We start from the raw sequence: 18,061 nt of genomic DNA on the forward strand, positions 1-18,061 counted from the left end.
TTGAGGTTCCGGCTTGGCGAGGGTCCGAACAGTTAACGTGAGGTCCGTGAGCGCACCGGAGTCGGAGATCAGCAGCCGCGTCCCACTGCTGCTGCGCGTAAGTGCCGCACTGAGCTGGCGTTTTGTCGTCGTGATCGCCGCGTTGTACATCGTCGCGTACGTGCTGGGCTTCCTGGCATCGATAGTGATCCCGGTCGCTATCGCGCTGCTGCTGGCCGCACTGCTGTCGCCCGGCGTGGCGAAACTCGTCGAATGGCGGGTGCCGCGCGGCGTCGCGACCACCGTGATGATGATCCTCGGCATCGGCGTGCTCGGCGGCGTGCTGACGTTCGTGATCAGCGAGTTCTCCCGCGGCCTGCCCGAGCTGCAGTCGCAGGTGGCTGCCTCGCTCGACACGATCCAGAAGTGGCTGAAGGACGGGCCGGCGCACCTGTCCGACGCGCAGCTGCAGAGCTACGTCAACGAGATCGTGAAGACGATCAAGGAGAACCAGGCGGAGATCACGTCCGGCGCGTTGACCACGGCGGCGACTTTGGGCGAGCTGCTGACCGGGTTGTTGCTGGCGCTCTTCACGCTGATCTTCTTCTTGCACGACGGTGACGGGATCTGGCGTTTCGTGACTCGTGCGGTGCCTCGTGACGTGCGTCAGCGTGTCGACGTGGCTGGCCGTCGGGGGTTCGGCTCTCTCGTTTCTTATGTGCGCGCCACGGCCGTGGTCGCGATTGTTGACGCCGTTGGTGTCGGTGTCGGGTTGGCGATCATCGGGGTGCCTCTGGTGGTGCCGCTGTCCGCGTTGGTGTTCCTCGGGGCGTTCATTCCCATCATCGGTGCGGTGTTCACGGGTGCTATCGCCGTGTTGATCGCGTTGGTGACCAACGGGCCTATCGCGGCGCTGGTGGTGTTGGCCGTGCTCATCGGTGTGATGCAGCTGGAGTCGCACGTTCTGCAGCCGTTGTTGCTGGGGCGTGCGGTCAAGCTGCACCCGTTGGCCGTGGTGCTGGCCATCGCCGGTGGGTTGGTGACCGGGGGGATTGCCGGGGCGTTGCTGGCGGTGCCGTTGCTGGCGGTGCTGAACTCCGGGATCCGGTCGCTGGTGTCGGACGCGGACGCGGTGCAGACGCCGGAGAAGGTGGATGTGCTGAATCCGCAGGACACGGCGCCGAAGGACGACAAGAGCGAGCGGGTCAAGGAGCTCTAGGGTCGTGCGAACGGGAACCTTCGACTACACGATCAACGGCCGGGGCACGGTCTCCGACGCCGTCGAGCTGATGGCCGACGTGCCGCGGCTGGTCACCATGCACCCGCTGGCGATCGCGACCCGGGCAGTGCCGCCGGGGCCGGGAGTGCTGCGCAGCACCGCCGTGACCTCACGGCTGAAGCTCGGCCCGGTCGCCATGAAGATCACCTACCGCGCCGACCTGATGGTCCGGGGCGACGACGAGGTGATCACCGTGGCGCACCAGCAGCCGCGGACGACCTTGCGCAGCCACGTCCGGGTGCAGGACGCCGGCGACGGACGGGTGCGGATCGGGGTCGGCATCACGTTCGAGGCGCCGAGTCCGTTGTTCTCCTACGGGTTCGCGAAGGCCCGGTTCGCTCACGAGCACATGGCCGCGGAGATCGAGAAGTACCTGAACGCCTAGGCCATCGACACGAGGTTGCGGCCGTAGGCCTTCGCCGCCAGCAACGCCGCATCCGCCGCCACCAGCAGATCCGGCAGCTCGTACCCGAACCGAGTCGTCGTCGACACCCCGATGGACACAGTCAGCCCGTGCAGCTCGTGCGGCTTCCCGTCGGTGGCCATCGTGGGCACCCGAAGAGCCGCCACGGCCTTGCGCACCCGTTCGGCGACGTACTCGGCCTCGTCCGGCGTGGCCTCGGGCAGCAGCACGACGAACTCCTCACCGCCGAAGCGGCCGACCAGGTCTCCTCGGCGGACGGTTCCGACCAGCAGCAACGAGATCGCGGCCAGGGCGGCGTCGCCTGCCAGGTGGCCCACCTCGTCGTTGACGCGCTTGAAGTGGTCGAGGTCCAGGAGCATGACGGCCATGGGGCGGGTGCGGCCCGAGCCCTTGGCGAGCTCGTAACGGGCCCGGCTGTCCCAGTGCACGGCGTTGGCGAGGCCGGTCTTGGCGTCTCGCTGGGCTGATCGACGCCATTGCGGGAGTTGGGCCGCTCGTTCCAGAAGCGCGAGGGACGGGCCCGCGATGAGGACGTGGATGGCGTTCGACTCCGCGACGCAGCCCATGAGGCCGCCGATCGACACGGCGACGATGCCGAGGATGGCGTCGATGGGTTCGCCGACGTTCTCCTCGAACGTGGCCGAGGGGCTGCGGAGTTTGAGGCCCAGGGAGATGAGGCCCGCGCGCAGGATCAGCAGCAGGGCTGCGGCCAGGGTCAGGATCAGCAGGTTCGCGTGCGGGTCTGCCCAGCCGAGGACGTAGCGGGTGATGAAGACGGCCAGGGCGGTGGCGCTCAGCGTGAAGAGCCAGCGGTGGGTTTCCGGGCGTGGGGAGAGCAGGCTGTGCAGGGCGGGGCCGAAGAGGAGCAGCACCAGGAGGTTCGGCGGTAAGGCGAGGATGCCCGCCGTCAGGTAGCAGAGGTGGGCTGCCCACGGGTTGCGCTCGGTCTCGCCTAAGCGGTGGCTGTAGATGGAACTGCCGATGATCACCGCGCCCGCCGTGCCCGCGATCGCGGCGAACTTGGCGATTTCGGAGGGTGACGGCGTTTCGGAGGAAACGATCGCGTGGACCACGGTGGCGAGGGCCGCGATGTCGATCAGCAACCAGTAGCAGAGCGCAGGCCGCCGCAAAGTCCACACCGGCCAGTCCCGCACCTGCATCGCCCTCCCCCGAACCCGGAGAGCGTCGCACATTCCTCCGTTCGGCAGAAGACGGCCACCTGGGGGTTAGCCAGCACACGTTCACGCGGCAGGATGGTGTTCGAAAGGAGCACAGCGTGCGCAAAGAGCCTGCCGAACGTGTGACGAAGGTGATCGACGACCCGGCCACGCCCCTGTGGCGCGGGACGATTGCGCTACGCATAGTCACATTCCTCTTCGCAGCGGCCAACGTCATCGCGAACCAATCCGGCTACATCCGGCCGTGGCTCGCGTGGACCACGCTCGGGGTGATGGCGCTGTGGTCCGTCTTCACGAGCCGCGCGTACAGCACGACGTGGGGCAGGCGGTGGCCGCTTGTGCTCGTAGACCTGGCCCTGACCTGCGGTCTCATGTCGTTGTCGCCGTTGATCATGTCCGACCACCAGCTGCTGACCCTGAACGTCCCGTTGATCACGACGATCTGGGCGTGCGTGCCGGCGGTCGCGCTGGGCGCGCTCGGCGGGGCCTACGCGGGCTTCGCGGGCGGGCTGGCCGTCGGTCTCTCCACCTACCTGTCCAAGGGCGTGCCGAGCCTCGACCTGCTGCGTGACGTCGTGCTGCTGGCCGGTGCGGGCATGGTCGTCGGCATGGCGTCGGCCACGGCACGGCGCAGTGCGGTGTTGCTCGCGCAGGCACTCAGAGCCGAAGCGGCCACGGCGGAACGCGAGCGGCTTGCCCGTTCGATTCACGACAGCGTGCTGCAGGTCCTCGCCCGCGTGCGCAAACGCGGTCTGGAGGTCGGCGGCGAGGCTGCCGAGCTGGCCAAGATGGCGGGCGAGCAGGAGGTGGCGCTCAGGAATTTGGTGGCCGCAGCTCCTACCGACTCCACTGTGGATGGAGAGATCGACCTGCGGCCCGGCCTGCAGCTGCTCGCCACGCCCAGGATCCAGGTGTCGACGCCCGCCACACAGGTGATGTTCGAGGCACCTGCGGCCGGCGAGCTCACCTCGCTGGTGCGGGAGGCGCTGTCCAACGTGGACAAGCACGCCGGTGAGGACGCGCGGGCGTGGGTGCTGCTGGAGGATCTCGGGGAGGAGATCGTGCTGAGCGTCAGGGACGATGGGCCTGGCATCCCGGAAGGCCGGATCGCGTCGGCCGCCGCGGAAGGCAGGATGGGGATCGAGAAGTCGATCAAAGGCCGGGTGGAGTCGCTCGGCGGAACGCTGGAGCTCCAGACCGGGCCGGGGGAGGGCACGGAATGGGAGGTCCGGGTGTTCAGGAAGGGGGCGGCAAGATGACGGTCTCGGTGATGGTCGTGGACGACCATCCGATGTGGCGCGAAGGCGTGGCGCGCGATCTGCAGGAGCGCGGCTTCGAGATCGTGGCGACCGCGGGCGACGCGCCCTCGGCCGTGCGCATCGCGAAAGCCGTGCGACCCAACGTGGTCCTGATGGACCTCAACCTCGGTGAGCTCTCCGGGGTCGACGCCACGGCGATGATCACCAGCGAGCTGCCGGACACGCGCGTGCTCGTGCTGTCCGCGTCCGGCGAGCACGACGACGTGCTGCAGGCCGTGAAGGCGGGCGCGTCCGGTTACCTCGTGAAGTCCGCGTCCTCGGAGGAACTGGTCGAGGCCGTGTCCCGCACCGCCGCGGGCGACGCCGTGTTCACCGCGGGTCTCGCGGGCCTGGTGCTGGGCGAGTACCGGCGCATGGCCGCCGCGCCCGACGACTCGGAGGAGAAGCCGCAGCTCACCGATCGGGAGACCGAGGTGCTGCGACTGGTCGCCAAGGGCCTGACCGCACGACAGATCGCGAACCGCCTGGTGATCTCCCACCGCACGGTCGAAAACCACGTCCAGTCGACTTTGCGGAAGCTTCAACTGCACAACCGGGTGGAGTTGGCGCGTTATGCCATCGAGCACGGTCTTGACGCCGAACCGGAGGCAGAGAAATGACAGACCCCAGAGAGTTACGCGTGTCCGATGCGGAACGTGAGCACGTCGTCACCCTGCTGAACAAGGCGGTGGGCCGCGGCATGATCACGCTCGACGAGTTCACCGTCCGCACGGACACCGCTCTCGCCGCGAAGACCAGGGCCGACCTGAACGTCGTGCTGGTCGACCTGCCCGGCATGGTCAACAACGAGCTGGCCCGCGAGCGGACCGAGCTGAAGAACACGATGAGCACCACGACCCGCAAGGGCCACTGGGTCGTGCCGAACGAGCTCGTCATCCGCAACACCCTCGGCACCACGAACCTCGACTTCACCGCCGCCGAGGTGCCACCGGTCGTCAACGTCGACCTCGACGTGTCGCTCGGCACCGTGAAGATGCTGGTGCCGGCGGGGTCGTCGGTGAACTTCGACGCCGTGGAGATCACCGCTGGAGAGCTGAAGGACAAGGTCCACAACTCCGTGGGCAACCCGCACTTCCAGCTCAAGGGCGCGGTGCGCGGCGGGACCGTGGTGATCAAGAAGAGCAAGCGCTGATCTGCACGGCGCACTGCCAGGCCGCAGGATCGAGGCATGCGATGCCTCGTGACCGGCGCGACCGGATACCTCGGCGGACGACTGGTGCCCAGGCTGCTGGCCGAAGGGCACCAGGTCCGCTGCCTGGTGCGTTCGCCGGAGAAGCTGCGCGACGTCCCGTGGGCCGCTGACGTCGAGATCGTCAAAGGTGACGTGCTCGGCGATCTGGACGAGGCCATGCGGGACGTCGAGGTCGTCCACTACCTGGTGCACTCGCTGCAGTCGAAGGACTTCGCCGACGCAGACCGCAAGGCCGCGGAGAACACGGCGCGGGCAGCCGAACGCGCGGGTGTGCAGCGGATCGTCTACCTGGGCGGACTGCACCCGGAGAACGTCGAGCTGTCACCGCACCTGGCCTCGCGCAAGGAGGTCGGGGAGGTCTTCCTGCGTGCGAAGACGCAGGCGGTGGTGCTGCAGGCCGCGGTGATCATCGGTTCGGGGTCGGCGAGCTTCGAGATGCTGCGCTACCTCACCGAACGCCTGCCGGTCATGGTCACGCCGCGCTGGGTCCACAACCGGATCCAGCCGATCGCCGTCCGGGACGTGCTGCGCTACCTGGTCGACGCCACGACGCTGGACGCCAACCGGACGTTCGACATCGGCGGCCCCGACGTGCTGACCTACCTCGAGATGATGCTCCGGTACGCCGAGGTCGCCGGGCTGCCCAGGCGCCGCGTGCTGCCCGTGCCGCTGCTGACTCCGGGCCTGTCCTCGCACTGGGTCAACGTCGTCACGCCGGTGCCGAAGTCCATCGCCAGGCCGTTGATCGAGTCGCTGGTGCACGAGGTGGTGTGCCGCGAGAACGACATCCGCGAGGTGCTGCCCGGCGAGAACACCGGCTTCGTCAAGGCCGTCGAGCTGGCACTGGACAAGATCCGCGACGCCGACGTGGAGACCCGATGGTCAGGGGCGTCGCTGCCGGGTGCGCCGAGCGAACCGCTGCCGAGCGACCCCGACTGGTCCGGCGGTTCCGTCTACACCGACGAACGCGAGCGCCGCACCAACGCGTCTCCGGAACGGCTGTGGGAGGTCGTCGAAGGCATCGGCGGCGAACGCGGCTGGTACTCGTTCCCACTGGCCTGGGCCGTGCGCGGCTGGATGGACCGTGCCGCGGGCGGCGTCGGGCTCAGGCGCGGCAGGCGTGACGCGAACCGCCTGAACGTCGGCGAGGCCCTCGACTGGTGGCGCGTCGAGGAGATCGAACGCGGGCACCTCCTGCGGCTGCGGGCCGAGATGAAGGTGCCAGGCAAGGCGTGGCTGGAGCTTCGAGTGGCGGGCAACGAGGGACACGGGTCCACTTACCGCCAACGCGCCGTGTTCGTGCCCAAAGGGCTCGCCGGACACCTCTACTGGGCGGTCGTCTGGCCGTTTCACGGCATCGTGTTCGGCGGCATGGTGCGCAACATCGCCAATGAAGCTGAGCTGCACAAGAACTTCAGAAAGTCCTGATGGACTGCACAAGCAGCAAAGGGTGAAACTTCCCGCATGAAGGCTCTCGTCAAGGTCGCCGCTGGGCCTGGACTCGAACTGACCGACGTCCCCGACCCGACACCGGGTCCGACGGACGTGCTGGTCAGGGTGTTGCGCACCGGCATCTGCGGCACCGATCTGCACATCGACTCGTGGGACGACTGGGCGGCGCAGAACATCAAGGCGCCCCTGGTCCTCGGGCACGAGTTCGTCGGCGAGGTCGTCGAGGTCGGCACCAGCGTCACCGGCGTCAAGGTGGGCGACCTGGTCAGCGGCGAGGGCCACCTCGTCTGCGGGAACTGCCGCAACTGCAAGGCCGGCCGCCGCCACCTCTGCGCGAACACGCGTGGTCTGGGCGTGCACTCCAACGGCGCGTTCGCGCAGTACGTCGTGCTGCCCGAGCAGAACGCGTGGGTGCACCGCACGAAGGTCGACCTGGACGTCGCCGCGATCTTCGACCCGTTCGGCAACGCCGTGCACACCGCGCTCAGCTTCCCGGTCATCGGCGAGGACGTGATCATCACGGGCGCCGGTCCGATCGGCATCATGGCCGCCGCCGTCGCCAAGCACGCGGGCGCGCGCAACGTCGTGATCACCGACATCTCCGAGCACCGCCTCGACCTGGCCCGCAAGGTCGGCGTCGACCTCGCGGTGAACGTCGCCGAGAAGTCCATCGCGGACGCGCAGGCCGAGCTCGGCATGGCCGAGGGCTTCGACGTCGGCATGGAGATGTCCGGCAAGCCGGTGGCGATGCGCGACATGATCGCGAACATGGCGCACGGCGGCCGCATCGCGATGCTGGGCCTGCCCGCGGACGAGTTCTCCGTCGACTGGAGCAGCGTCGTGCTGAAGATGCTGCACATCAAGGGGATCTACGGCCGCGAGATGTTCGAGACCTGGTACTCGATGACCGTGCTGCTGCAGCGCGGCCTCGACCTCGCGCCGGTCATCACGCACCGGTTCGACCACACGCAGCACGCGGAGGCGTTCGCCACCGCGCGCGAAGGCAAGTGCGGCAAGGTCATCCTCGACTGGACGGGAGCCTGATGTACGGCGAGCTGAAGAACGACCTCCTCAAGACGATCGAGGAGATCAGGGAGGCCGGCCTCTACAAGTCCGAACGCGTGATCGGCACCCCGCAGAACGCCGCCGTGCGCGTTGGTTCCGGTGACGAGGTCCTGAACTTCTGCGCCAACAACTACCTCGGTCTCGCCGACCACCCGCAGCTGATCGAGGCGGCCAAGAAGGGCCTGGACGACTGGGGCTTCGGCATGGCCTCCGTCCGGTTCATCTGCGGCACCCAGGAACCGCACAAGGAACTGGAGCGCAAGCTCAGCGAGTTCCTCGGCACCGAGGACACGATCCTCTACAGCTCCTGCTTCGACGCGAACGGCGGCCTGTTCGAGACGCTGCTCGGCGCCGAGGACGCGATCATCTCCGACGAGCTGAACCACGCGTCGATCATCGACGGCGTGCGGCTGTCGAAGGCCAAGCGCTTCCGCTACAAGAACCGCGACATGGACGACCTGGAGCGCCAGCTCAAGGACGCGGCCGACGCCCGCTACCGCCTGATCGCGACCGACGGCGTCTTCTCGATGGACGGCTACCTCGCGCCGTTGGACGAGATCTGCGACCTGGCCGAGCGCTACAACGCCCTGGTCATGGTCGACGACTCGCACGCCGTCGGCTTCACCGGCCCGACCGGCCGCGGCACCCCGGAGCTGTTCGGCGTGCAGGACCGCGTCGACATCGTGACGGGCACGTTGGGCAAGGCGCTGGGCGGCGCGTCCGGCGGGTACACGTCCGGGCGCAAGGAGATCGTCGAGCTGCTGCGCCAGCGCTCGCGGCCGTACCTGTTCTCGAACTCCCTCGCGCCGTCGATCACGGCGGCCGCGATCGCCACGCTGGACATGCTGTCGAACTCGTCCGACCTGCTCACGCGGCTGCGGGAGAACACGGAGCTGTTCCGCCGGCGGATGACCGAGGCGGGCTTCGACCTGCTGCCCGGCGAGCACCCGATCATCCCGGTGATGATCGGCGACGCTGCTGAGGCGGCGAGGCTCGCGGACCTGTTGCTGGAGCAGGGCATTTACGTCATCGGTTTCTCGTACCCCGTGGTGCCGCACGGCAAGGCGCGCATCCGTACGCAGATGTCGGCTTCACACACCACCGAGGACGTTAACCGCGCCGTGGACGCGTTTATCGCCGCACGCGAAAAGATGTGAAGGTAGGACTTGTACCGGCTCCAAAAACTACTTCCTTCGGTGATATTCGGAAGGAAACAATGGAGCCGGTACGGGTCTTGCTTCTAGTTTCGTCGACATGCCAAGACGAAAGTCCAGCGTGGTGGGGCGAGAGTTCGGCGAGGGCGTTCGACGTGCCATCGAGCTGACCGGGATGACCCACCGCCAGATCGCCGCAGAAATCGGCTGGGACGAAGCCAAGCTCTCCGACATGGTCCGCGGCAAGGGCGGCGTGACCCAGGCCGACCTGGAACGGCTGCTCGGCTACTGCCGTGTTCAGCCGCTCGAGGTCCAGCGCCTGATCGCCCTGTTCCACGAGACGCGCGAGAACGGCTACCTCAAGATCCCCGACGACGGGCCACCGGACCAGGTGCCCGAGCTGCTCAAACAGGAGCGGCTCGCCAGCAAGATCACTGTCTGGTCGATGAATCTCGTCCCCGGTCACCTCCAGACCGCTGACTACATGCGTGCTGTCATCGAGGGCGCGGTTCGCACCAAGTCCGTCGACTACGAGAGTGTCATCGCGGCGAAACTCGAACGCAGCAAGCTCTTTCACTGGAGCCGCACGTTCGTCTTCTACATCCACGAACAGGCTCTACGCCTACAGGTGGGTGGGCCGGACGTGATGAAAGATCAATACATCCACCTCATGGGGATGGCGCAACGCGACTACATCAACCTGAAAGTCGTGCCGAGCGCTATCGGCGCACATGCGGGTACGTCTGGATCATTCCTCCAGCTGAGTTACGAGAAGTTCGAGCCAGTCGTCTTCCTCGAAGGCGAGACCTCGGGGCTCTTCCTCGAAGACGCCAAATCACTCGCCGCCTACTCCTCGGTGCTGAAGCGACTCGACGCCCAGGCGTTGGATCCGGAACAATCCAGAGAGCTGATCAACAGCATCCTGATCTGAGGAGGCGCTTCGCATGTCGAACTGGCGTAAGAGCTCTTACAGCGCAAACTCCAGCGACTGCGTCGAGGTCGGTCGCGGTGTCGGCATCCGGGACAGCAAGGCACCGGCCACCCACCTGCCCGTGTCCGGCGAGGCGTGGTCGGCCTTCCTCCGTCATGTGACCCGCATCACACAGCGGTAAGAATCGGCGGAGTCCGCACACTTCCTGACGTGGAGGAATTCTCGATCGTCTACCGCGAGTGCTACCCGCGAGTGCTCGCCTATGCGGCGAGCCACGCGGGCGGCCGGCTCGCTGAGGACATCACCAGCGAGACCTTCACGATCGCCTGGCGCAGGCAGGCCCGGATGCCGTCGAACGCGCTGCCGTGGCTGCTCGGCATCGCCCGCAACCTGGTGCGCGCGACCCGTCGGGAGATGACGACCTACGAGCTCACCGACTTCCCGGCCGACGACGACTTCGCGGTGATCGAGCTGCGTGCGGCTCTCGCGAGTCTGTCCGAGAACGACCAGGAGGTGCTGACGCTCATCGCGTGGCACGGGCTGGCGGCGGCTGAGGCCGCGCAGGTGCTCGGGTGCACGACGGCGACGTTCTTCGTGCGGCTGCATCGGGCTCGGCGGCGTTTGCAGGCCGCTCTCTGGACTCCGAAATTCGACAGTGCGAGGGCGTCGTGGAAGACATCCTGAAAGACCTGGCCCAGGCCAAGCCTCCGACGCCCGAGGTCGATCCCGCGCGGATGGAGGGCGATCTCGCGCGCATCGTCTTGTTGCCGCGGGAGAGGCCTGCGCGGAAGCTGTTCCTCAAGCGGTTCGCTCCGTTGGTGGTCATCGGTGCGGTGATCGTGCTTGCGGTCGTGCTGCTGCCTTCGCCTCCTCAGCCCGTGCAGCCCGCATCGCCGCCGAAGTGGTGGCACGCGCTCACGCGGCAGTGGTCCGTGATGATCGTCGGCGACCCGGCGAAGCCGTACGCCGCGTTCTTCGACTCCAAGACCGAACGGTGGATGGCAACGAACCAGCAGGTCACGGTCATCCAGAAGGACGGTGACGTGCGCCCCTTCTCGCTCGTGCACGACGGCAGGGAGTGGGAGGAGGCGGGCAAGCCGGAGACGGTGCCGCAGGTCGGCGGGAACCACCTGGTGCGCATCGGCCCGATGAAGCCGGCCGTGCTGAAGACCACCGTCGCCGGGTTCCAGATGTCGCTGCACAGCCAGACGCGGATCGACTCGCTCGGCTCGCTGCCCGCCGACCCGCAGGAGCTGCGGACGTCGCTGGAGACCGTCGCGGGGAAGGACCCTTACCGGGTCGCGTCGCTCGCGATGGACCTGATGAGCATGAACGTGCGTGACGACCAGCGGCGGGCGGCGTTCGAGCTGATCAAGACGCTCGACGGGGCGCGGTTCCTCGGTGAGGTGACGGTGCTCAACGAGCGCAAGGGGGTCGCGGTGGCCATCCCCGCGCCGCCGACGTTCCAGTTCACCGACGTCGAGACGCAGCTGGTGATGAACCCGGAGACCGGCCTGCCGATCCTCAAGCGGGACGTGATCACCACGCCTCAGCACAACCTGCCCGCGCAGATGAGCATCACGGAGGAGGAGTACCTCCTGCTGGAGCAGGTGGGCTTCGAGCCCATCGTTCCTCAGAACGTCCCCGTGAACGGCGAAGTGGAATCCCCCATCATTGTGCGGTGATCGACCCACGACGGCTTCGCGTGCTGCGCGCACTCGCTGACCACGGCACCGTGACGGCCGCGGCCGCCGCTCTGCACCTCACGCCGTCGGCGGTGTCGCAGCAGCTCGCGGCGCTGGAGTCCGAGGCGGGACATCCGTTGCTGCTGCGCAAGGGCAGGCGGGTGTCGCTGACGCCGGCGGGCGACCTGCTCGTGACGCACGCGCACGTCGTTGCCGCTGAGCTGGAACGCGCGCAGGCCACCTTGGACGCTCTCGCCTCCGGTTCGGCCGGGCGGGTGGGGGTGGCGGCGTTCGCGTCGGCGATCACGCAGGTGGTGGCGCCCGCGCTGGCGGCGTTGAAGGAACGGTCGATCGAACTGTCCGTGCGCGATGCCGAAGGGCACGAGAGCGTGCGGCTGCTGCTGGACGGCGAGATCGACGTGGCGATCACCGAGGAGCACCGGACGACGGACCGCTTCACGCGGTTTCCGCTGTACACCGAGCCTTTCGACGTCGTGCTGCCGCCGGGTCACCCGTTGACCGGACCGGTGGACCTGGCGGCGCTGGCCGACGAGGACTGGGTGGTGACGCTGCCCGGCAACCCGTTGCGCGACGTCGTGGAGATGGCGTGCGCGCAGGCCGGGTTCGCGCCGCGCATCCGGCACACGTCTGACGACTTCCGTGCGATCCAGGCGCTCGTCGACGCCGGAGCCGGGGTGGCGCTGGCGCCGCGCAACGCCGTGCGCGGGGTGCCGGTCGCCGGGGTGGCGCCGTTGCGGCGGGTGGTGGCGGCGGTGCGGACGGGGTCGGAGGACCATCCGTTGATCAGCGCGGTCCTCGGCGAGCTCCGGGGCTAGGGCGGCGGGATCGTCACGCTCAGCTTGGCCGCGATGCGCGTCAACGCCTGGCGGTCGGCGGCGGTGAGAGGGTCGAGCACGAACTCGCGCACCGCTCGCAGGTGCGTCGGGGCAGCGGCTTCGACCACCTCGAAGCCCTCGTCGGTGAGCGTGGCGACGGTGTAGCGGCCGTCCTCGGGATCGGGAGACCGCACCACCCAGCCACGCTGCTCGAAGCGCTTGACCACGTTGGACAGCCGCGACAGCGACCCGTTCGCGAGGTGCGCCAGCTCGCTCATCCGGATCCGGCGGTCCGGTGCCTCCGAGACGTGGCTGAGCACCAGGTAGTCGAAGAGGCTCAGTCCCGACTCCTGCTGCAACGGCGCCTCCAGCCGCCCCGGCAGCAACAGCAACATCGAGACCAGCCCGGTCCAGGCGTCCTTCTCCTCGGCGTTCAGCCACTGCATGCCGCGCAGCCTACTTCATGCTTGAAGTCATGCTACATTTGACTTCAAGCATGAAGTCATCGAAGGGAAGAGTCATGAGCAAGCCGGAGTTCTTCGCCACCCCCGGATACGGCGACACGCAGCTCGCGAACATGCGCTATAGCCAGGCCGTGCGCATCGGCGACCGCGTCGAGATCTCAGGTCAGGGCGGCTGGAGCGACGAGTTCGAGTTCCCCGAGTCGCTCGAGGAGGAGATCGTGCGCGCGTTCGAGAACGTCGAGCGCACGCTCGCGACGGCGGGCTCGTCGTGGGCCGACGTCGTGCACGTGAACTCGTACCACGTGCTCGGCGACGACTCGTTCGACGACCACAACCGGGTGATGGTGGAACAGTTCCGCACGCGGATGGGCGAGCGCGCACCGATCTGGACCGAGAGCGGGGTCACCGCCCTCGGTCACCCGAAGATGCGCATCGAGATCCGCGTGACCGCGATCGACTAGTGCGGGGCGCGGGCCGCGAGCTTCGCCGAGGCCGGGTCGCCCGCCGCCAGTGCGCCGCGGGCCGCGAGCTGGCAGATGTCCACGCTGGTCGTCGCGAGCTTCGCGCCGACGCCCGTGAGTGCCGTGTGGTTCATCGACAACGACGTGATGCCGAGGCCGATGAGCACGCACGCGAGCAACGGGTCGGCCGCCGCCTCGCCGCAGACGCCGACGGGCTTGCCGGTGGCGGTCGCCGCGTCGCCTACCTGGGCGATCAAGCGCAGCAACGCGGGCTGCCACGGGTCGTTCAGCGCCGCGACGCCGCCGAGCTGGCGGTCTGCCGCGAAGACGTACTGGGCCAGGTCGTTGGTGCCGATGGAGATGAAGTCGACGACCTGCAGGATCTCCTTCGCCGACAGGGCGGCGGACGGGACCTCGACCATCACGCCGGCGCGCTGGATGCCGGCCTTGCGGGCGCGTTCCACGAACCAGGCCGCTTCGGCGGCGGTCGCGACCATCGGGGCCATGACCGAGACGTCGGCGCCGGAGGACTTGGCCGCGGCGGCGATGGCCTCGAGCTGGCGGTCCAGGATCTCGGGGCGGTCGAACGCGACGCGCAGGCCGCGGACGCCCAGGGCCGGGTTGGGCTCGGGGGCGGGGTTCAGAAACGCCAGCGGCTTGTCCGCGCCCGCGTCGAGGGTGCGCACCACAACGGGTTTGCCCGCAAACGGCGCCAGCACGGCCTCGTAAGCAGCAGTCTGCTCAGCAACGGTCGGTTCCTCAGCTGCGTCCAGGAAGCAGAACTCCGTGCGGAAGAGGCCGACGCCCTCCGCACCCGCGGCTGCGGCGGCCGCGGCGTCGGCGGGCGAGCCGACGTTGCCGAGGACCTTCACGCGGTGGCCGTCCTTGAGCACGCCGACGCCGTTCCACACGGCCTTCTTGCCGGTGCCGGCCGTGCGGACCTTGCCGTCCGACTCGCGGACCTGGCCCGTGTCGCCGTCGACGTCGAGAGAGGTGCCCTCGAACGCCAGGATGCCGCGGCACGCGACGACGGCCGGGATGCCCAGCGAACGGGCGAGGATCGCGGTGTGGGAGGTGGGGCCGCCCTCCTCCGTGACCAGGGCGAGGACCTTCGACGGGTCGAGGCCCGCGGTGTCGGCGGGCGCGAGGTCGCGCGCCACCAGCACGGACGGCGAGGCCAGGTCCGGCACGCCGGGTGCGGGCAGGCCGAGGAGCTCGGCGACCACGCGGTCGCGGACGTCCTGGACGTCGCGGGCGCGTTCGGCCATGTAGCCACCGGCTGCCTGCAGTGCGGAGATGAACTTCTGGGCCGCCTGGTGCACCGCGCGGGCCGCGGTCAGCGACTCGTCCACGACGAGCTTCTCCGCGGCCTTGATCAGCGACGGGTCACCCGCCATCGCCGCCGTCGTCTCCAGCACGGCGCGGGCGTCGCCCTCGACCGTCTTCGCGCGCTCCATCAGGCGCTGCGCCACGACCTCCGTCGCGGGACGGATCAGGGAGGCTTCCATCTTCGTGTCCGCTGTTCGCGGTGTCGCAGGAGGTTCCGGCAGGGCCTCGGCGATCCTCACCACGGGGCCGGTTGCCCGACCACTGCTCACACCGACACCGCTCAGCCGCGCGCTCGACATGGTCTAGACCATACCCTCCGACGGGAAACCCGGGACAGCTCAGTGTGACCAATTGAGCGCCGGAACGCGCAGCGGTGTCCAGTTCGTCATCATGGCTTAACACGCACAGCCGACCGCGATGTGACCGTAGGCCGTTCGGACCAGTACGGTGCCTGCCGTGCGCCTTCCGTACGTCTTCGCCGCAGTCCTCCTGGTCGCCGGGTGCTCGCAGGCGCAACCGGGCCTCGGCCCCGAGATCAACGTCCCGGCACAGCTGAGCACCATCCAGGACGCCGTCGACGTGGCGCAGGAGGGCGCGACCATCGTCGTGTCGCCCGGCGTCTACGAGGAGTCGGTGCAGGTCAGGACCAAGGGCCTGACGATCAGGGGAGCGCGGCGCGGCAGCGTGATCATCGACGGCGAGGCCGAGCGCGAGAACGGGATCGAGGTCGCCGCGCCCGACGTGTCCGTGCAGAACCTGACGGTCAGGAACCACACGTCCAGCGGCGTGCTGATCTCCGACCAGCGCGGCTTTCGCGTCTCGTACGTGACGGCGAGCAACAACGCGCTGTACGGCGTCCGCGCGTTCAAATCCCAGAACGGCGTGATCGAGCAGAGCTACGCGAGCGGCAGCGCGGACTCCGGCTTCCACGTCGGCCAGTGCCTGCCGTGCGACGTCGTCGTGCGCGGCAACGTCGCCGAGCGCAACGCCGTCGGCTACCAGGGCAAGAACGCGTCCGGGCGGATGTTCGTGCTGGGCAACAGGTTCAGCGGCAACCGCGTCGGCATGACGTCGGCGGCCGAACGCCAGGAGGACGTCGTGCTCGTCGGCAACCTCGTCTCCGACAACGACGAGGCCCTCTCGCCGGCGCAGGCCGACGGCGCGTTCGGGATCGGCATGCGCGTGCTGGCCAGCAAGAAGAACCTGGTGTCCCGCAACCTGATCACCGGGAACCCCGGCATCGGGCTGGCGCTGAGCTCCGGTCAGGGCTCGGCGCCGATGGACGAGCAGCTGGAGAGCAACGTGATCGTCGGCAACGGCCAGGACGTGCGGTACGACGTGACCCAGAAGAAGTCCAAGGCGCCGCGCGGGATCCCGTTCAACCAGGTCGCCGCGCCGCCGTTGCAGCCGGAGATGCCCTCGGACCCGTTGCCGGACAAGGCACCCGAGGTCGACAAGTACGTGCTGCCGGACGAGGACCTGTTCGACGACCGCGCGGCGGTGCGAACTTAGTTCAGCCGACCTCGGCCGCGGTCGGGTAGGACGGCTGCGCGCCCGCCTTCGTGACGGACAGCGCGGCGACCTTCACCGCGTACTTCGCGGCCTGGACGAGGTCGTCGCCCTCGGTCAGCCTCGCCGACAGCGCTCCGGCGAACGCGTCACCGGCGCCGGTCGTGTCGACCACCTCGGCGACCTCGATCGACGGCACCTCGACGATCCCGGCCTGCGCCACCACGGCCGCGCCGCGCGAGCCGAGTGTGACGATCGCCGACGTCGGGCCGAGCTCGAGCAGGTCACGCCAGTCGTCGGCCAGCTGCGCGGCCTCGTGCTCGTTCACGATCAGCACGGTGAGCTGCTGCAACGTCTCCGTGGGCAACTCGGCCACAGGGGACAGGTTGAGCACCGTCCGGACGCCCGCCTTCGACGCGGCGCCGATCGCGTGGATCACCGTCTCCAGCGGCACTTCCAGCGAGCACGTCAGCACCGAGGCGCCGTCGAACGACAGAGCGTCCACATCGGACTCGGACACGTCGGCGTTGGCACCGGGCGAGACCACGATGGAGTTCTCGCCGTCCGGCGTCACGGTGATGTAGGCGATGCCGGTCGGGCGTTCGGAGGTCTTCACCAACGCCGTGTCGACGCCGGACGACTCCAGCGACTCGCGCAGCAGCGAGCCATAACCGTCACCGCCGACAGCACCGATCAACGCGACGGAGGCGCCGACCCGAGCGGCGGCGACGGCGGTGTTCGCGCCCTTGCCGCCGGGCAGCACGACGGTGTCGCCGCCGAGCACGGTCTCACCGCCGGCGGGCCGCCTGCCGACCTCGACCACGAGGTCGGCGTTGGCGGACCCGAGAACAAGCAGAGCGTTCGTCACTTGATGAACTCTGCCACGTTCTTCGCGTTGACGACCTTGACCTCGACGTCCACGACCTGCTGAACCGGTTCGCCCTTGGCGGCGTGCACGGCCTGCTCGACGGCCTTGGAACCGAGGAGCTTCGGCTGCTGCGCCACGGTCGCGGCGAGCGTGCCGTCCTGGATCGCCTTCAGACCGTCCGGCGTGCCGTCGAAGCCGACGACCTGGATGTCCTTGCCTGCGCGGGCGCCGAGGGCCTTGATCGCGCCGAGCGCCATCTCGTCGTTCTCGGCGAAGATGCCCTTGATGCCGGGGTGACCCTGCAGCAGGTTCGTGGTCTCGTTGAGGCCCTTGGCGCGGTCGAAGTCCGCGACGGCGGAGGCCGCGACCTTGATGTTGCCGCTGTTCAGGCCCTGCTCGAAGCCCTGGCCGCGGTCACGCGACGCGGACGCGCCCGGGATGCCCTTGAGGTGCGCGACCTCGCCGGACGTGGCGCGCCCGAGTTCGATGGCCGCGAGGCTGCCGCCCGAGACGTTGTTCGAGGCGACCTCGGCGGCGACCTTGCCCTCGACCGCGCGGTCGACCGAGATCAGCGGGATGTTGGCCATCTCCGCCGCCTTCGCGGCGGGCGCGGACTGCTTGGAGTCGACCGGGTTCAGCAGGATCGCCTTGACGCCCTGCGTCACCAGCGTCTGCACCTGGTTGACCTGGTTGGTCGCGTCGTTCTGCGCGTCCACCACGGTGAGCTTGGCGCCGAGCTTGTCCGCCATCTCCTGGGCGCCCTGCTGCAACTCCACGAAGAACGGGTTGTTCAAAGTGGACACTGCGAGCCCGATGGTGATGCCGTTGTCGGACGCCCCTGTACCGCTGCACCCGGTCGCCAGCAGAGCAGCGGCACCGAGCGTCAGCGCGATCCGTCGGGTCACCTTCATTGGTGTCTTCCTTACCTGTTGCGGG

At 68.6% G+C, this 18,061-nt stretch carries 20 protein-coding genes; 15 read left to right on the forward strand and 5 right to left on the reverse strand.

Annotated elements, in window-relative coordinates; translation table 11 throughout:
* The first annotated feature begins 46 nt into the window (after positions 1-46).
* The gene (locus ACSHWB_RS13570; protein ID WP_439662389.1) at positions 47-1,198 is read left to right on the forward strand and encodes an AI-2E family transporter; all 1,152 of its coding nucleotides are present in this window, start codon (positions 47-49) and stop codon (positions 1,196-1,198) included.
* A 4-nt stretch (positions 1,199-1,202) separates the two neighbouring features.
* Positions 1,203-1,643 (forward strand): SRPBCC family protein, encoded by a 441-nt coding sequence (locus ACSHWB_RS13575; RefSeq protein ID WP_439662390.1) that lies wholly within the window; start codon positions 1,203-1,205, stop codon positions 1,641-1,643.
* Here ACSHWB_RS13575 and ACSHWB_RS13580 read toward each other — a convergent pair.
* On the reverse strand, positions 1,640-2,842 hold the full coding sequence (locus ACSHWB_RS13580; RefSeq protein WP_439662391.1) for a diguanylate cyclase: 1,203 nt from the start codon (positions 2,840-2,842) through the stop codon (positions 1,640-1,642). The genes ACSHWB_RS13575 and ACSHWB_RS13580 overlap by 4 nt on opposite strands.
* A gap of 116 nt (positions 2,843-2,958) precedes the next feature.
* On the opposite strand from ACSHWB_RS13580, the gene macS reads away from it, so the two are divergent.
* The 11 genes from macS to ACSHWB_RS13635 all read left to right on the forward strand — a co-directional run bounded on the left by macS (position 2,959) and on the right by ACSHWB_RS13635 (position 12,494).
* The gene (gene macS, locus ACSHWB_RS13585; RefSeq protein WP_439662392.1) at positions 2,959-4,119 is read left to right on the forward strand and encodes a MacS family sensor histidine kinase; all 1,161 of its coding nucleotides are present in this window, start codon (positions 2,959-2,961) and stop codon (positions 4,117-4,119) included.
* Positions 4,116-4,778: a response regulator gene (locus tag ACSHWB_RS13590; RefSeq protein WP_191297707.1), complete on the forward strand. Its 663-nt coding sequence runs from the start codon at positions 4,116-4,118 to the stop codon at positions 4,776-4,778. Before macS ends, ACSHWB_RS13590 begins: the two co-directional genes overlap by 4 nt.
* Positions 4,775-5,311 carry a DUF1707 SHOCT-like domain-containing protein gene (locus ACSHWB_RS13595; RefSeq protein ID WP_439662393.1) on the forward strand — a complete coding sequence of 179 codons (537 nt, stop codon included), beginning with the start codon at positions 4,775-4,777 and terminating at the stop codon, positions 5,309-5,311. Before ACSHWB_RS13590 ends, ACSHWB_RS13595 begins: the two co-directional genes overlap by 4 nt.
* Positions 5,312-5,347: 36 nt before the next feature.
* Positions 5,348-6,799 carry an SDR family oxidoreductase gene (locus tag ACSHWB_RS13600; protein WP_439662394.1) on the forward strand — a complete coding sequence of 484 codons (1,452 nt, stop codon included), beginning with the start codon at positions 5,348-5,350 and terminating at the stop codon, positions 6,797-6,799.
* A gap of 36 nt (positions 6,800-6,835) precedes the next feature.
* Positions 6,836-7,867 carry an L-threonine 3-dehydrogenase gene (tdh, locus tag ACSHWB_RS13605; RefSeq protein ID WP_439662395.1) on the forward strand — a complete coding sequence of 344 codons (1,032 nt, stop codon included), beginning with the start codon at positions 6,836-6,838 and terminating at the stop codon, positions 7,865-7,867.
* Positions 7,867-9,045 (forward strand): glycine C-acetyltransferase, encoded by a 1,179-nt coding sequence (locus ACSHWB_RS13610; RefSeq protein ID WP_439662396.1) that lies wholly within the window; start codon positions 7,867-7,869, stop codon positions 9,043-9,045. The genes tdh and ACSHWB_RS13610 overlap by 1 nt, the downstream gene beginning before the upstream one ends.
* 97 nt (positions 9,046-9,142) lie before the next feature.
* Positions 9,143-9,973 carry a helix-turn-helix domain-containing protein gene (locus tag ACSHWB_RS13615; protein ID WP_439662397.1) on the forward strand — a complete coding sequence of 277 codons (831 nt, stop codon included), beginning with the start codon at positions 9,143-9,145 and terminating at the stop codon, positions 9,971-9,973.
* A 13-nt stretch (positions 9,974-9,986) separates the two neighbouring features.
* A complete protein-coding gene (locus ACSHWB_RS13620) occupies positions 9,987-10,154 on the forward strand; it encodes a DUF397 domain-containing protein (RefSeq protein WP_439662398.1) in 168 nt (55 codons plus the stop codon).
* 29 nt (positions 10,155-10,183) lie between these two features.
* Complete coding sequence (locus ACSHWB_RS13625) at positions 10,184-10,657, forward strand: RNA polymerase sigma factor (RefSeq protein WP_439662399.1); 474 nt, start codon at positions 10,184-10,186, stop codon at positions 10,655-10,657.
* Positions 10,642-11,658, forward strand: a complete 1,017-nt coding sequence (locus ACSHWB_RS13630; protein ID WP_439662400.1) for a hypothetical protein — start codon at positions 10,642-10,644, stop codon at positions 11,656-11,658. Before ACSHWB_RS13625 ends, ACSHWB_RS13630 begins: the two co-directional genes overlap by 16 nt.
* On the forward strand, positions 11,655-12,494 hold the full coding sequence (locus tag ACSHWB_RS13635; protein ID WP_439662401.1) for a LysR family transcriptional regulator: 840 nt from the start codon (positions 11,655-11,657) through the stop codon (positions 12,492-12,494). The genes ACSHWB_RS13630 and ACSHWB_RS13635 overlap by 4 nt, the downstream gene beginning before the upstream one ends.
* On the opposite strand, the gene ACSHWB_RS13640 is transcribed toward ACSHWB_RS13635, so the two are convergent.
* On the reverse strand, positions 12,491-12,940 hold the full coding sequence (locus tag ACSHWB_RS13640; protein WP_439662402.1) for a MarR family winged helix-turn-helix transcriptional regulator: 450 nt from the start codon (positions 12,938-12,940) through the stop codon (positions 12,491-12,493). The genes ACSHWB_RS13635 and ACSHWB_RS13640 overlap by 4 nt on opposite strands.
* A gap of 74 nt (positions 12,941-13,014) precedes the next feature.
* Here ACSHWB_RS13640 and ACSHWB_RS13645 point away from each other — a divergent pair, with 74 nt between their 5' ends.
* Positions 13,015-13,419, forward strand: a complete 405-nt coding sequence (locus ACSHWB_RS13645; protein WP_439662403.1) for a Rid family hydrolase — start codon at positions 13,015-13,017, stop codon at positions 13,417-13,419.
* Here the strand turns inward: ACSHWB_RS13645 and ptsP are convergent.
* Positions 13,416-15,047, reverse strand: coding sequence for a phosphoenolpyruvate--protein phosphotransferase (gene ptsP, locus ACSHWB_RS13650; protein WP_439662404.1), 1,632 nt, complete (start codon positions 15,045-15,047; stop codon positions 13,416-13,418). The genes ACSHWB_RS13645 and ptsP overlap by 4 nt on opposite strands.
* Positions 15,048-15,204: 157 nt before the next feature.
* Here ptsP and ACSHWB_RS13655 point away from each other — a divergent pair, with 157 nt between their 5' ends.
* Positions 15,205-16,260, forward strand: coding sequence for a right-handed parallel beta-helix repeat-containing protein (locus tag ACSHWB_RS13655; RefSeq protein WP_439662405.1), 1,056 nt, complete (start codon positions 15,205-15,207; stop codon positions 16,258-16,260).
* Position 16,261: 1 nt separating this feature from the next.
* On the opposite strand, the gene ACSHWB_RS13660 is transcribed toward ACSHWB_RS13655, so the two are convergent.
* Both ACSHWB_RS13660 and ACSHWB_RS13665 read right to left on the reverse strand, forming a co-directional pair.
* Positions 16,262-17,125: a ribokinase gene (locus ACSHWB_RS13660; RefSeq protein ID WP_439662406.1), complete on the reverse strand. Its 864-nt coding sequence runs from the start codon at positions 17,123-17,125 to the stop codon at positions 16,262-16,264.
* Positions 17,122-18,036 carry a substrate-binding domain-containing protein gene (locus ACSHWB_RS13665; protein ID WP_439662407.1) on the reverse strand — a complete coding sequence of 305 codons (915 nt, stop codon included), beginning with the start codon at positions 18,034-18,036 and terminating at the stop codon, positions 17,122-17,124. Before ACSHWB_RS13665 ends, ACSHWB_RS13660 begins: the two co-directional genes overlap by 4 nt.
* Positions 18,037-18,061 lie beyond the last annotated feature (25 nt).

The sequence above is a fragment of the Lentzea sp. HUAS TT2 genome (assembly GCF_051853195.1).
Lineage (GTDB): Bacteria > Actinomycetota > Actinomycetes > Mycobacteriales > Pseudonocardiaceae > Lentzea.